Origin of the sequence: Lacticaseibacillus zeae DSM 20178 = KCTC 3804, from assembly GCF_000260435.1 — a bacterium.
Lineage (GTDB): Bacteria > Bacillota > Bacilli > Lactobacillales > Lactobacillaceae > Lacticaseibacillus > Lacticaseibacillus zeae.
Map to the genome: position 1 here is coordinate 1 of NZ_BACQ01000059.1, position 14,873 is coordinate 14,873.

Consider the following 14,873-nt stretch of genomic DNA (forward strand, 5'->3'; position numbering starts at 1 on the left):
AATTTTATTTAGTCGAAAAAGTGATTAATGAATGATGCGATTGTTTATCTTTTGCTGCCTCGAATTAAGTCGGCTCTAGATTAACCATCCTCAAATAAGGTACCATTGTCATGGAAGGATGAATGCGGATTTGCCGCAACTTTCAGTGACAAATGGCTGGCTACCGGCATTGGCGATGGTCATTTGCCGGAAGCAACACTCAAGACTGACGGAGGATTGATGATGATTAAACTAATCGCAACCGACATGGATGGTACTTTCTTGCGGAATGATATGAGCTACGATCGCAACTGGTTCAATCGACCTTATCACCAACTACAGGCGCACCACGTCTATTGGGTCATCGCCAGTGGCAACCAGTACTTTCAGTTGCAATCTTTTTTTGAAGACTATCCCGAAACCATTTTTGTCGCAGAAAACGGCGCCTACATTCGTGATGCCAATCACATCTATGCCTTGAATGCCTTCACGCCTTCAATTATCCACCCGATTTTAACGCAACTTGAACAGATTCCTGACTTAAAAGTATCCGTCAGTGGCCAGGCCGGTGCCTACACACTGGACACCATGGATCCGGCTCATCTAGCCATCATGCGAAAATATTATCCTAAGCTAACGCTACTGCGCGATTACCATGAACTCGATGACAACATTCTCAAGTTCTCCATCGGCTGTCCACCGGAACGTACGGATGCGATCGTTGCTGAATTACGGAGCGCGTTGGCTGGCGTTGCAACTCCGACTAGCAGCGGTCACGGCGACATTGATTTGATTCGCCCTAATGTGAACAAAGCACAAGGACTTGCGCTACTGGGGCAAAAGCTCGGGATCGACTTGTCCGAAATGTGTGCCTTCGGTGACGGCGGAAATGACTTGGAAATGCTGCAGGAAGTCGGCTTAGGTGTGCCCATGGCCAATGCCGATCCGCGCGTGGCCGCTGTCGCTGATGCCACAACGACAAGCAATGAAGAACAAGGCGTTTTAAAGTTTATGGAGACACTGCTCACAACCGATCAACGGCATGCTGTCAAAAGCCGCTGAGCACCAGTCCAGAATTTACAACAAATTACTGATAAGTAAAAAAACGGCCGCGAAAAGGGCGCTAGTTTTCCTAATTCGAAAACTAGCGCCCTTAATAGTGAATTTGGCTGATTGGCAGCAAGTATCGGATTTAGCCCTTAGCCGCCAGATCCCTGTTAATCACGATACTCTGATACATCCAAGTGGTGATCAGATAGTATAAGCCGTAAAGCACGATGAAGACACCAAACGGCACGATTAGGTTGTCATAAGGTGCCTGAAGAATCATTTTGAAGAGTTGCAATCCAAACAAAACGTGGATCATGCCGACAATGCCTGGCAGCAGGAACAGCACCCCGATTTCCTGACGAATGGACCGGCGTAACACTTGAGGACGAGCACCGATCTTTTGCAACATCAGGTAGCGGCGCTTGTCATAGTTGGCGCCGGACAAAATCTTAAACATCAAGGTTGAAGCCAACATCGCCAAGAACGACAGCCCTAAGAAGAAGCCCATAAAGGCAAGGCCGGAGTACATCCCATTGAGAATGGAATACGACACGAATTTCTGATCAGTGTCAGTGTTCCACAATTTTGGATATTGCTTTTTCTGCAACGTCACGATCTTTTCGATAACGTCATAATTTTGGTTGAAGTTTTTGACTCTAAAAGTCGTTAACGTCTCCGCATTCCCTAACTTGGCAAAGGTTGCATTGTCAGTTACCCGTATCTGTTTTCCGCGGTTGTTGCCAACAAAGATGCCTAAAGAGCCTGAATGTTGCGCGGCAATTTTGTTAAAGTTGCGACTGGTTAACGTAACCGAATGCAACTTCCCATTCGTACTCTGATCGCGGATCGGTACCTTCAAAGGCTGCGCGTCAAGTTCGCGCTGACTGAGATAAACCGTTTTAGCATCTGACTTGAGCGTATACTGCTGCTTTTCCGTGACGCCTTGCAATTTTTTCATCTCAGCTTTGGTCTGCGCATTTGGCGATGCAACCGTTAAATCATAAGCCGTGTACTGACTGGCCAGCACCGGAATATCGTGGGTAAACCCTAGCCCAACGGTAATTGCCCCAAGTGCCAAGGCCACCAAAATGGATACAACGGATAGGATCCGCGTATAGTCGCGAATCCGAAAACTCAATTGCGACAATGTAAAGGTATGCAGCTGCTTAGAAGCAAAGGACCGGTTGCGCTTCAACAAAGCAATCAAGGCCACAAAGACGGCATTGAATAAGAAGTACGTCCCCATCACAATGGTAACCAAAGCAGTCGGGATGGCTTTGATCCCAATATGAAGCGCATTACCCATGCAGTAATACCCGACAGCCAGCAAAATCAAGCCTAAAACAATCTGCAATGCGAAGAAGATCTTTTTTTGCTTAACCCGATTCGGCGTTTGCGCCTGCCGCAATAGCCGCATCATTGGCATTTTTAGCAACTTAGCCGTATTGTAAATCGCCGATAAAATGAACAAAACAACGAAAAATCCGAATGTCCATAAAATCGCCGGCAACCAGAAAGCCGAAAAGCCGGTTGCTTTGGCATGCAGCGCATTAATCAACCATTTACCAATAAAATTGGTGCCGACTAACCCGATCAAGACGCCAGCAAATGTTGCGAAAAATCCAATCACAACCGTTTCAAGGAAAATGAGCTGCCCGATCTTACGCCCTTTTGCCCCGAGCATCATAAACATTGCATAATCCCGTTGCCGCATACTCAACAGGAAACTGTTGGCGTAAACAATGTAGACAAACGTAATGATTGCCAACAACACTGCCCCAAAGCCAAAAATAAACGGCGTGTAGCTAATCGGCGAATTTTGTTTTAAGAAGCTGGTGTTCGTTGCCAGCGCCATGAACATATAAAAGACAGCACTGGCAATCACCAGACCAGAGAATAACACCGCATAGTCGCGGAAGCGGTTCTTTAAGCCGCCAAGTGCAAGTTTGCTTAACATAGATGCCGCTCCTTATTTTTGAAATGTGCCAAGCGTTTCCAGAATTTCCTGATAGAACGCTTCCTGGCTCTTATCCCCATGCACCAACTCAGATCCGATTTGACCGTCTTTGATGAAAAGAATCCGACTTGCATAACTAGCTGAAAACGGATCATGCGTCACGAGTAAAATCGAAACCCCGTGATTTTTATTTAAGTCATCCATTGTGTCGAGCAATTCGCGCGCTGCTTTGGAATCCAAGGCGCCAGTCGGTTCATCCCCAAACAAAATGTCCGGTTGCTGAACCAAGGCCCGGGCTGCAGCCACCCGCTGTTTTTGGCCGCCGGATAGCTCGGTCGGATAATGATCCAACACCGCGGTAATCCCTAGCGTTGCCGCAATTTGATCAACCGCCGCCTGCTGCTTTTTGGCACTGACATTCTGTAGCGCCAGCGGTAAGGCAATATTTTCCCGGCCGGTTAGGTTCTCCAGTAGGTTGAAGTCCTGGAAAATGAAGCCGATTTTCTTTGCCCGAAAATCCGAAAGTGCGTTGCCTTTTAGCTTCGTCACATCTTGGCCCTTGATGCGAACCGCGCCAGAAGTCGGGTGGTCAAGTGTACTGAGAATGTTCAACAGGGTCGTTTTACCTGAGCCAGACGCACCCATAATCCCAACGAATTCACCGGGTTCAACCTGGAAACTAACGCCTTTCAATGCTGGCGTCTGCTTTTCACCGCGTTTGCCATAGGTCTTGGTCACATTTTCAACCGTTACGACTGGTTGTTTGTCCATGATAATCCTCCATTTGCGTGTTTGCTTTTTTGAATAATGTCATCATACCGGCTCTACACCGGCATTTCCTGATAATGGGCTAACAAACGTCCGCGCGAACCTAACGTCTTTGTAAGCCACTTTAACTTTTCTTTACTTCTATTTTTCGTTCGCGCTCCCGCTTATTTTGACTGTCTTGACAAAAAGGGTATCAGCGTCGCGCGGGCGGTTGTGTCTAACTGAGCATATCGTGGCAAAAGAAAAACAAGGTCTTGATCTTTTAAAATCCCATCAATCGAAACCTTGCCACTTGTTCGTGCTCACATAATTGACCAAAGAGCAGCTGCTTAATTTAACTTTTCTCTTGCCGCTTTCGGTACGTCTTTAGATGGAACGCTTTCCCAGCGAGTAACCCCACGATTATTGTTATAAGTCATCTTTAGATACGCATTCATCTTCAAAGGCCGATTACGATAAACTTTAAATTTGAGTTGCTTAGCTTGACCCTTTTCATCATAACCGGTCAGCTTATAGTCAAACACCTTGTTGCCTTCGCTGTCATTTGATTCTTTACCATTCTCGGTAATCTTCGTATAGTAGCTCGGCCCGCCGTAGCTAAAATGTTGATAAGCTTTCATGGCACCGAATCCCAGCACGATCAGGACAACCAATCCGATTAGCATTTTTTTCAATGTCGTTTCGCCCCTTTTTTAATTTCCAGCCTCCTGCTATTCAAAGAGAGGTTTGTTCCCATAGCTCTCAGGCTTTCAGTTAGTTTATCAAGCGGGCGTTTATGTTGGAAATAGAATTGTCTAACAAATCACAAGACGTAACTAACGGGTTTGTAAGCAAGTTCACTGTTACGACTTTTCGACAGGGAAAATACCCGTGCAGATCAATAGCGCGGCGCACCAGCGGGCATATGCTGACCACTTGAATGCTCATTGACCGCAAGCAAAGCACAACTAAACTTCACTCACTCGTCGTGCAAAACTATCTGACTGGCACTTACCTCCAAGCTAGCCAAGACGTCTTGCTGTTGGATGAAAGTGATCCAAGCCTGCCGCGAATCTTGATCTTCCTCTTTAATATAGCGTTTCAAGTTGCAACAAGCGCTGCACACAAATCGCTCCACCATCGTCTCAATGGCCTTTTCTTCCATCACAGGATCTCGCTTACCCGTCGCATGTTTCAGCCGCTGGTAGACAACCGCGCGCCGCCGAAAATCACGCACAGCATGGCAATGGGACATCACATATTCTTTAAATGTATCATGATTCAAACTTCCGCCTTCTTTGGTTAGTTGAGAGATCGTACTTGTTACCATTTTAACATGGTCTTTGGAAATTCAGAATATGAAGCGGATGGCGGACTTTTGTTTGTGATTTGTTACGTTATAGGGAACGTTTTACGGCAGGACCTGTTGCAATCCAGTTATGATTAATAGCAAAGATACAGGCATCATAAAAATACCTAATACTAGTGAAGCAAGCCGATATGGATCATTAACTCGAACGCGCTTTAAAACCCATCCGAGCATCAGAACCATAAGAATGACAGAATCAGGCCACACCTCTTCTAGTGTTGTTCGTGTGCTATTTTCAGGTAAGGTCAAGAAGGCCACAATAAAGACGATGCCATAAACTACCAGTATAATGCCGAGCACCAATGTAAACATATTATCAATCCTCGCGTTAACCAAAACCCGGGGTCCACCCGGAAAGCCAATTTTATGACAATTAAGCTAGCCTTTTTGCTACTTTTTGTAAAGTGGCACTTATTGTTTTCTTCGAGTTTTAATGCCGCGATTTTACACACATTGTAGTAATAAGTGTGTAAAATCACGGCATCAATTGTTTTAAATAAAATCCTTTTCCGACTGAACAACTTTTGGGGCGAACTGCTGATGTTGCAGCAAACTTAATCTCATAGCAGTACATCCATGTATGCGCGAATTTTATTTTTCACCTTGAAAATATCTGCATACTCACTCAGACGATGCAGGTCCTTACGCTTCATCTGTGAAAATGATACCATTGCTTGCTTTATCGTTTCTGCGTCTGACGAATCACGTGTCCTTATAATATCGCACAATGTCCGCTCAACGTTATACGCGCGTACCATATGCTGCCCTGGACTTTTTACTATTTCCACTCCACGATCGTGCCATTCGGTTTTCTGCCTATAAACCTTAACCGGATATCGTTTGATCGCTGGTGAATGGTAGCCAAGCGGAAAATTCATTTGATATCGATCAGGCGTGCGATCAATCATATGATGTAAAAAGAGCGCACTGTCTTTAAAATAAATGCCACGACTGAATCGATATTGCAGAATGTACATGTCATCTTCAAATATTGCTGGATCAATATAAACTCCCCGATCTACCCGCTCTAATTGCCCACGGTTGGCTAAATCAGCGAGTGAATGTGGATCTAACCCAAGACGTTTCATATCCGCAACGGTTACCTGACCGTTATTTTCTTCCATGAACGCTTTAACGGCATCAATCATGAATATCACCTCACCTAGCACACACAATTATAGCATGAGACTATGTGTAATAAGTGAATAAATGCTTTTAAACCTGAGCAATATCCAAATATTCAAGTTACAACCAGATCCAGTTTATTGAAACTCTCCAGAAGAAAATAAAGTTACGTCATAACAATGAGCTCGCCTGTCCATTGTGTTATCATCTGTTAGGCTCTTATTGATATGCATTCTCTTTCCACGTACAAACATAGTGACAGCACAACACCATGTTTGTACGTGGTCATTAACTGCATACTTAAGATATATTCCGGTAAATATAATTATCGAATTACAAGTTATGTATTTTCGTCAAAGTAAAAAGACAAAATACTATTACCGTGCTTTGCCACAAAAAAACACCTTCCCAAACTTCGGGAAAGTGTCGATGCTCCAAATATTGATCGAATGATTAACGCTTGGAGAATTGTGAAGCTTTACGAGCCTTCTTCAGACCATACTTCTTCCGTTCCTTCATACGAGGGTCACGGGTCAGCATGCCGGCCTTCTTAAGTGGGCCGCGGAAGTCAGGATCAACGGTCAACAGGGCACGGGCAATGCCGTGACGAGTTGCGCCAGCTTGGCCAGAGAAGCCGCCGCCATTGACGTTAACAAGAACGTCGTAGCTGCCAGTGGTTTCGGTGATGCCAAATGGCTGAGTTAAATCAGTGATCAGGTTTTCATATGGAAGGTAGTCGCGAACGTCTTTACCGTTCATCGTGATCTTGCCGGTGCCGGGAACCAAACGGACCCGGGCAACGGAGTTCTTGCGACGACCTGTACCTGCGTATTGTACTTGTGCCACAGTAATTGCCTCCTTAGATTAAGTTTGAAATGTCGAGTACTTCTGGCTTCTGTGCCAAATGCGGGTGTTCCTCCCCAGCATAGACATGAAGCTTCAAGAATTGCTGATGGCCAAGTGTGTTCTTGGTCGGGAGCATCTTCTTAACAGAATATTCAACCAGACGTGCCGGGTTATCCCGCAAGAGATCCCCAGCAATTTCATGTTTCAAACCACCTGGATGCTGACTGTGACGATAGTAAATCTTGTCTGAGGCTTTTTTGCCAGTCAACTTTAGCTTGGAAGCATTGATAACGATCACATTGTCACCGGTATCAACGTTTGGGGTGAATTGCGGCTTGTTCTTACCACGCAAGATCGAAGCAACGACAGATGACAGACGACCCAACGCGATATCCGTTGCGTCAATCACATACCATTTGCGTTCGATTTCACCTGGCTTAGCCAAAAATGTTGTACGCACGATTTGTTTCCTCCATAATTCTGTGCTTGTTTGAACACGTTAAGTTTCCGGGGCTTATCGTGGGGCAAACAATACCAGCTACTAGAATACCAACGATTCAGGCTCAAGTCAATGTTAAATTACAACACAAGCGAGCTTGTCGGTGGGTTTTTTAGCATCATCACAAAACTCCTGCCGTTAGACCCCAAGCTTCCGCACCAATGCCTGCCAGGAAGCTTGCGAGCCAGCAACGATAGAAGCATGTACCGTTATTCCGTCATGAAGCCGCGCAAGTTGCGATTGACTAACCCGACTCTGAACCGTTATCTGCAAGTTTCCTTGCTGCAACTGGTTTGCAGACGGTATCTGCGTGACTTTTCCGGCAAGTATAAGTGTGTCCCCAGCATTTGGTTCGACTTTTACACGCACCGGTTGACCACGCTTAACGTTAGGAACGTCCTTTTTTGCGACCTTCAAGTTGAAGCTGATTGAAGATTGGTGATTTTTCTCAGGTAAAATCCGGCCGATTACCTGTCTTTTACCAACGATTTGCTGATCTGTAGCCGCTAACTGGCGCAAATAGAGCAGCCCGGTTACCGGTGCTTTAATGGTTTGCGGTTGGCTAGCGTGCCTTAAGCCCTCGTCTTTTGCCTCAAGCTTTCCAAGGGTTTGCTGGACGCGTTTCGCGTCCGCTGCGACTGTTTGCTCAGTTATGGTTTGCAAAGTCGTTAGCAAGGTTTCTGCGCTGGCCTGGCCAGTTCCTGTCGTTTGTTGATTCTCTTGCTGCTGTGCTTGCAAGGCAGCAAGTTGTTTTTGCCGATCATTTAATCGACCTTGCAGTTGGGCAAGATCTTGGGTTTGAATGACCGCCTTCCCCCCTGCATCTGCGGTGGCGACTGCCTGCTGGTAATGTTGATAAAAGCCAGCATAAGGATTGTCGGCGGCAACACTTCCTTGACCGTGAATGGCGGCCTCAGCAACTTGAATCTGGCCGATCTCGTTTGCCGTCTGAGCGATCATCGTTGTCAGCAGCCGGTCAACTTCCTGCCTTTTGTTAGTAAGCGCCTGGTTGTCACTCGCCGCCGCATTTCCAGATAACGTCTGCGTCACCATTTGCCGTTGGTTCAGATAAGTCTGTAACGCCTGTTGATAACCATATTGATCGGCTTTTGAAAAAAGATTTTTATTTTGGTCAACGCTTTGTTCGAGCACTTGCAACTGCTTTTTCTGTTTTTTCAGGTCGGTTATCTGACTGGCAAGATCGTCAATTCGATCAGTGTCAGCGGTTACGCGATAAACCAAAATACGCTGATTTTTGCGAACCCTTTGGCCGACCTGCATCATGACTCGGGTGATAGTCGCCGGGCCTTGTACATAAAGTGCCCGGCCTCGCTGACTGGTAGCCATGGTGCCATTTGCCTGAATGGTTTTTTCTTGTTTGGTAAAGGCCAAAAACAGAACGAGAAGACAAACAAACACGATGAATGGTAAGGCGATCCAACGCTTAAAATGCTTGAAACGCCGGGAAAAATCAGTAGCCGTCACCCATTGATTTTCTTTTTGACTCATGGCGACTACCTCCTCAGCATTTGGGCATAATACCCGTGCTTGGCAAACAAAATCGGATAGCTTTCCTGCTCAACGATGCGGCCATTAACCAACACAACAATCTTATCGGCATGACGCGCTAGCTGTGGTTGTTGCGTCATTAAAATAATCGTTCGATTCTTGATCGCAAACAGGCGATTAAGAATTCGCTCAGCCATGGCACTTTCGATCTGGCTAAAAGTCCCGTCAAAAATAAGCACTTTTGCTGGCGATAGTAACGCCCGGGCGATTGTCAGCCGCTGTTTTTGACTCGCTGTCAGCGTTTCGGTATTGGCATCAACCAGTGTGTAGACCAGGTTTGGCAGGTTTGTAATGTCATCGGCAATTTCGGCCGTTTCACAAGCAGCATCCATATCATCATCGGTCACGTCAGATCGATTGCCAAGACGCAGATTGTCCAGGATGGAGCCGGAGAAAATCACCGGCCGTTCTGGAACATAGGCAACATATTGGCGTAGTAGCGACAAGCGAATGTCATTAATATTCGTTTGGTTAAAAGTGATCGTTCCACTTCTGTTGTCGAGTGGCCATAAGCCATCAATCAAACGTGCCAAAGTCGTTTTACCAGCGCCACTTGCGCCAACGACTGCCATGTTATGATTTGGCAGAATCGTTAAATCAATCTTTTGTAAAACCGGCTGCTTTTGCCGATAGCCAAACGTTACTTGGCTTAATTTAATCGTCCCGGAAATTTGTTGCGACTCACTGACACGCCGTTGTTGATCAGCCGCATTGCTTGATGGAAGATCACGCAAACGGCTGTCGGCAACCGCGATCAATTGTCGTTGCGGCTGCAACCGCACCACCTGTGTCAAGTGTCCGACAAAGTAAACAAACAACGCAGCAAATGCTACCAATTGGCCGAGGCTAAGTTGCTGCGTTAAGACCATGCTGGCACCTAACCATAAAAGACCGACTGTTAAAATGAAATGAAACGCTTGCTGCACCGCTCGTTGAAGTTGCACAAACTGCAGCTGGGCAAACTTTTTATGTAAATCATCGGCAAACGCCTGATCAACCCGCCGAAAAAGATCGGGTTCGGCACGTAATGCCTTCATTGCCTCAACGCCACGGAGGCCTGCCCAAATTTCCGTGTTAACCGCCGCTCCGGACTGAATCGTAGCGTAGCCGGCTGCCTGCAAGCGATCACGGAAAAGCCTCATCAGTAAAGCATCCCCAAATACAGCCAAAACGGCTAGTAGCGCCAACTTCCAGTTTATAACGACCAGTAAAACAAGCAATATTGTCGCAGCAAGCGTTTCAAGCCACTGAGTCACAAGCGTTTTGGCAGCAACCCCCATGAGCCGATTCATTTCAACCACTTGGGCGGTGAGCGTTTGCCGCTGATGGTTCAAGAAAGGCAAGGGCATTGCGTATAACCGGCGGACATAAGCCAACGCCACATCAATCATCAGCCGCTGATCCAACATGCCTAACAAAAGTTCACAGCCCCATGTCAACGCCGCTGCAAAAAGACCTGCCCCTATTAGACCAAGGGCCATGATTGCCAAGGGTGTGATTAATCCATTCGGCAGATAAGTATCCACAATGATCTGGAGGAAAAAAGCTCCAGCTCCACTGATACCTGTTGTCGCTAGCATCGCAAGTATTAAATGCACCAAAGCCGCTTTTTGCTGCAAAATCAACGCTTTAATCGTCTGTAAATGTGATGAAGGTATTTTACCGGCTGCATGATCCAATCTCGGCTTAACACTGACCCCAGCCGCAGTCCACGTTTGGTTGAATTGTTGATACGATAACCACTTAACACCAACCGTCACATCAGGATCCGCTACCAACAAATGCCGTTTGGTGATTTTGAAGACAACGGCAAAGCGCTGCTGGCCAGCCCGTCCCCCTCGGCTTGCCACAATAAGCGGCGTTTCGTTTAAACGCTTCGGGGTGATGCTGATAACACTTTTCGTTGTGAAATGAAGTGCCCCGGCAGCATGCATCAGGTCATCTAATGTCGTCCCGGTCTGGTCCACTTCAGCCAGTGACCGCAAACGCGTCGGTGATATCTCTGCCCCATAAAATTTCAAAACCATGTTCAAAGCTGCAACCCCGCTTTCCCGCGGATCAGCTTGTGGCACATAGTCACACCGATTGAAGTGTCTCACCCAAAAATTCCCGGTAACCCTCATGCGTGTACTCCCCTTGTTGCTATGCTTGATCAACCTTTAATTAATACTAAGCTTATCACAAAAATTAAAATATTTGTTATTTAAAAGACGGATCAGGTCATTAATCTCATAAACAAAAGAGGTACCCACATCACTTTTCTTCTTCCGTTCGGCTAACGCCAGTGCAAAACATCTGCAACGCCCGATCAAGTGGCAGTTGTTGCTGGAAGCCGCCGTTTTCTGCGGTATTAGCCGGTCGCAAATAAACGGCCAAGACGTTTAAAAAGTATAACGTGACTTCCCGAGGCTGATATGCCTCCAGCAACTCTGATTGAAAGCCGGCAAAAAAACGGTCTAATGGCGCGAGCAGACTATCCTGCCAGGCTTTGAAAACCCGTCCCCGCGCACTAGCCTTCAAGTTAGCAATATCGTGGATCACCATCTGCAAGTTCATATCATTGTCATCGGTTAAAACATGCCCTAAATGGTTCACCTTAGCGGCTAGGCTACCACTGCCGGTTTGCGCCGATGCAATTTTGGCCGCCATGGTGTCACTCACCTGCATCACCACTGCCAAGTACAGTTTTTCTTTGGTGCCAAAGTAGTGATACAGCAACGGTTGCTGCACATTGCTGGCTTCAGCAATCATCCGCGTGGTAACGCTGGCATAGCCGTTGGTCATAAATAAAGTCTGTGCTGCGGCCAAAATGCGTGCAATGGTCGCCTTTTTTCGCTGTTCTCGTTGATTCATTTTTACCAAGCCCTTTTTATTTATCAATTGATAAACGAGTGCTATAATGATTTTACAAAATTCAAGTGGAGGTGATCGAAATGTTTCTTGCCATTAAAGAAATTCTGCACAACAAAGCGCGCTACCTTTTAGTTGTCGTCACGTTTGTCCTCATTGCCTATTTGGTTTTCTTCCTGACGGGACTGGCAACCGGACTGGCGCGCAACAACCGCACTGCAATTGACGCCTTGCCCGGTGATTATGTGTTAATGTCCAAATACGCTAACAAAAACCTGCTGAGCTCCAGCCTGACCAAACAGCAGGTCGATAAAGTTGCTAACAAGCACACCGCCGTGCTCGGCCAAGTTTCCGTAGTCGCCGAGAATACTAGCACGGACAAGAAGGTCAACAGCAACGTTTTTGGAATTAACCTCGCCGGCAAGTTGAAGCCGACTGTCACCAGTGGCCGCATGCCAAGAAACAATCATGAGGTTCTGGCCGACGATAGTGTGACCAACGAAGGCCTGCACAAAGGTGACCGCATTACGCTCAATGGTAGTGACCAAAAGTACCGAATTGTCGGCTTCACCCATGATCGCCGCTTCTACACTGTACCTGTATTTTATACAACTTTGACGACTTTTCGCCAATTAAAGTATGGCCAAGCCAACGCGGCCAATGTTTCAATCGTCATCAGTAGTCGCCCGTTTAAGACGATTCCCGCCAAAACCCAACAAATTGATCGGGCGACCTTGATTAACAACATCCCTGGCTATACCGCCGAAACGTCTACCTTCGCGCTGATGATTGGCGCCATGATCGGGATTATGTTATTGATTATCGGCATTTTTATGTATATTTTGACGATTCAAAAAATCTCGATGTACGGTGTCATGCGGGCACAAGGTATTCGTACCCGATCTATTATTGCTGCGTTGTTCTGGCAGATTCTGATCCTTGCCGTTGTCGGAGTTGGCATTGGCGCCGGATTGCTAGGACTCACTCAGTTCATTTTGCCAAAAACGATGCCATTCTATGCTAACCCCGCACTCTTCTCAAGTATTGCCGCTGCCCTAATTGTCATGTCATTAGTCGGTGGCCTGTTCTCGCTACGCCGCATTATTAAAGTTGACCCATTAGCTGCCATCGGAGGAGGCGAATAGCATGACCAATCTTGTTGAATTAACCCAAGTAACGAAAATATACGGCAGCGGCCGCACTGCGGTCACGGCCTTGCAACCAACCGATTTTGTTTTGAAAGCCGGTGAATTTGCCGCGATTATCGGTCCTTCAGGCTCGGGAAAAACCACACTGCTCACAATTATCGGCAATTTGCAGCGTCCCAGTGGTGGCAAGGTCATCATCAATCATCAAGACACCACACATTTTACAGAGCATCAACGAACTGAACTGCGCTTCAACACATTCGGCTTCATCTTGCAAGCCAGCAATCTGATTCCCTTTTTAACTGTCAAAGATCAGCTGGCCTTAGTCGATCGGTTCAATCACCATAAACCGCACAAAATGTCGAAAAGCGAGTTGTTCGACATGCTGGGCATCACCGACCTTGCCGACAACTACCCGGCTGCACTTTCCGGCGGTGAGCGGCAGCGAGTGGCCATCGCTCGGGCGTTGTACAATGACCCGCCTATCGTCTTGGCCGATGAGCCGACCGCCAGCCTAGACACCAAGCGCGCACTGCAAGTCGTGCAACAACTCGCCGACATTGCGCACAACACCGACCGCGGCGTCATCATGATCACCCACGACACCCGCCTGCTTGATCCTGTCGACACCGTTTATGAAATGCGCGATGGCCACCTCAAAGCCCTCCCCAAGACCAGCTTGGAGAAAATTCAGGAAACTGCGATTTAGTCAAAATTATTTAATTTTTAGCACTCAATTAAAAACAGTGCTAAAAATTTGCATCATTAACCGGTAAAAGGCTTATAATGAACCTGTATCAAAATTGAGTCTAAATCATGGAGGTAATTCATTATGGCATCAGTAGATCCTGAAAAGACATTGTTTCTCGATGAACCAATGAACAAGGTATTTGACTGGAGCGACAGCGAAGCACCTGTTCGTGACGCGCTGTGGGATTATTACATGGAAAAGAACAGCCGCGACACCATCAAGACCGAGGAAGAAATGAAACCAGTCCTCGACATGTCCGACGATGAAGTCAAAGCACTCGCAGAAAAGGTTCTCAAGAAGTAATCAAAAACTGAACATCATGAACCGCGAACCGCAGCCCCGGGCCGCGGTTCTTTTGGTGTAAGCCCGAACTGATCATGGCAAAACGCGACCAAATGAGCTTATTGCTGCAAACCTTGGATCAAACTTTAGAAAAAGGAGTCGACACTATGACTGACGATGAAAAATTTGCAGCGTTCAAAGATCAAGCCATTAACAAAAATGAACAGGCGTACGGCAAAGAAGTCCGCGAACAATACGGTGAGGACATTGTGAACGCCAGTAACGAGAAATTCCGCAAAATGTCGCAAGCACAGGTGGCACAGCTCACTGCATTGCAGCAAAAGATCCTCGACGAACTAAAACCGCTTGTCGGCACGACCGACTTCAACACGCCAGAAGCCAAGCATCTCTTTAAGCTGCATAAACAATTTTTGCAGCTCACCTGGCCATCCGAACAATACTCACCAAAAGCCCATCGCGGTCTCGCTGCCATGTATGTCTCGGATCCCCGCTTCAGTAAGTATTATGAAGATGGCACCGGCAAAAAAGGTGCCGCCGAAACGCTCAATGCCATTATTCGCCACTATACGCGGTAGTTTGGAAAAGTTTGACAATCATGTTTTCTGCATTTGAAGACAATCATCAAACGCAAGTATGAAATCAAGCTTAACAAAAAGGGCGGTGACACAGTGTCACCGCCC

15 protein-coding genes and 1 pseudogene are annotated in these 14,873 nt (G+C 46.7%); 5 read left to right on the forward strand and 11 right to left on the reverse strand.

Features of this window, described 5'->3' with window-relative positions; all coding sequences use genetic code 11:
• Window positions 1-222 precede the first annotated feature (222 nt).
• Window positions 223-1,041, forward strand: a complete 819-nt coding sequence (locus tag GSO_RS12015) for a Cof-type HAD-IIB family hydrolase (RefSeq protein WP_029345601.1) — start codon at window positions 223-225, stop codon at window positions 1,039-1,041.
• 130 nt (window positions 1,042-1,171) lie between these two features.
• Here GSO_RS12015 and GSO_RS12020 read toward each other — a convergent pair whose 3' ends face one another.
• The 11 genes from GSO_RS12020 to GSO_RS12070 all read right to left on the reverse strand — a co-directional run bounded on the left by GSO_RS12020 (window position 1,172) and on the right by GSO_RS12070 (window position 11,994).
• Window positions 1,172-2,986 carry an FtsX-like permease family protein gene (locus GSO_RS12020; protein ID WP_010492521.1) on the reverse strand — a complete coding sequence of 605 codons (1,815 nt, stop codon included), beginning with the start codon at window positions 2,984-2,986 and terminating at the stop codon, window positions 1,172-1,174.
• Window positions 2,987-2,998: 12 nt separating this feature from the next.
• The gene (locus tag GSO_RS12025; protein ID WP_010492523.1) at window positions 2,999-3,757 is read right to left on the reverse strand and encodes an ABC transporter ATP-binding protein; all 759 of its coding nucleotides are present in this window, start codon (window positions 3,755-3,757) and stop codon (window positions 2,999-3,001) included.
• A 326-nt stretch (window positions 3,758-4,083) separates the two neighbouring features.
• Window positions 4,084-4,428, reverse strand: coding sequence for a YxeA family protein (locus GSO_RS12030; protein WP_010492525.1), 345 nt, complete (start codon window positions 4,426-4,428; stop codon window positions 4,084-4,086).
• Between the two features lie 284 nt (window positions 4,429-4,712).
• Window positions 4,713-5,018, reverse strand: a complete 306-nt coding sequence (locus GSO_RS16030) for a hypothetical protein (protein WP_010492526.1) — start codon at window positions 5,016-5,018, stop codon at window positions 4,713-4,715.
• Between the two features lie 126 nt (window positions 5,019-5,144).
• Window positions 5,145-5,414, reverse strand: a complete 270-nt coding sequence (locus GSO_RS12040) for a hypothetical protein (RefSeq protein WP_029345602.1) — start codon at window positions 5,412-5,414, stop codon at window positions 5,145-5,147.
• Between the two features lie 248 nt (window positions 5,415-5,662).
• Window positions 5,663-6,250 carry a type IV toxin-antitoxin system AbiEi family antitoxin domain-containing protein gene (locus GSO_RS12045; RefSeq protein WP_010492531.1) on the reverse strand — a complete coding sequence of 196 codons (588 nt, stop codon included), beginning with the start codon at window positions 6,248-6,250 and terminating at the stop codon, window positions 5,663-5,665.
• A 430-nt stretch (window positions 6,251-6,680) separates the two neighbouring features.
• Window positions 6,681-7,073, reverse strand: a complete 393-nt coding sequence (gene rpsI, locus GSO_RS12050) for a 30S ribosomal protein S9 (RefSeq protein WP_010492533.1) — start codon at window positions 7,071-7,073, stop codon at window positions 6,681-6,683.
• Window positions 7,074-7,086: 13 nt separating this feature from the next.
• On the reverse strand, window positions 7,087-7,533 hold the full coding sequence (gene rplM, locus GSO_RS12055) for a 50S ribosomal protein L13 (RefSeq protein ID WP_005686771.1): 447 nt from the start codon (window positions 7,531-7,533) through the stop codon (window positions 7,087-7,089).
• Between the two features lie 177 nt (window positions 7,534-7,710).
• Complete coding sequence (locus GSO_RS12060; protein ID WP_010492540.1) at window positions 7,711-9,081, reverse strand: bacteriocin ABC transporter permease; 1,371 nt, start codon at window positions 9,079-9,081, stop codon at window positions 7,711-7,713.
• Between the two features lie 5 nt (window positions 9,082-9,086).
• Complete coding sequence (locus GSO_RS12065; protein WP_010492542.1) at window positions 9,087-11,264, reverse strand: peptide cleavage/export ABC transporter; 2,178 nt, start codon at window positions 11,262-11,264, stop codon at window positions 9,087-9,089.
• Between the two features lie 130 nt (window positions 11,265-11,394).
• Window positions 11,395-11,994, reverse strand: a complete 600-nt coding sequence (locus GSO_RS12070; RefSeq protein WP_010492543.1) for a TetR/AcrR family transcriptional regulator — start codon at window positions 11,992-11,994, stop codon at window positions 11,395-11,397.
• 80 nt (window positions 11,995-12,074) lie between these two features.
• On the opposite strand from GSO_RS12070, the gene GSO_RS12075 reads away from it, so the two are divergent.
• From GSO_RS12075 to GSO_RS16035, 4 genes and pseudogenes are all read left to right on the forward strand, one after another.
• Window positions 12,075-13,136, forward strand: coding sequence for an ABC transporter permease (locus GSO_RS12075; RefSeq protein WP_010492545.1), 1,062 nt, complete (start codon window positions 12,075-12,077; stop codon window positions 13,134-13,136).
• A 1-nt stretch (window position 13,137) separates the two neighbouring features.
• Complete coding sequence (locus GSO_RS12080) at window positions 13,138-13,848, forward strand: ABC transporter ATP-binding protein (RefSeq protein ID WP_010492547.1); 711 nt, start codon at window positions 13,138-13,140, stop codon at window positions 13,846-13,848.
• A gap of 123 nt (window positions 13,849-13,971) precedes the next feature.
• Window positions 13,972-14,193: a P8 family protein gene (locus GSO_RS12085; RefSeq protein ID WP_003567496.1), complete on the forward strand. Its 222-nt coding sequence runs from the start codon at window positions 13,972-13,974 to the stop codon at window positions 14,191-14,193.
• Window positions 14,194-14,264: 71 nt separating this feature from the next.
• Window positions 14,265-14,768: pseudogene (locus GSO_RS16035) on the forward strand (TipAS antibiotic-recognition domain-containing protein); the annotation flags it as partial.
• Between the last annotated feature and the right edge of the window lie 105 nt (window positions 14,769-14,873).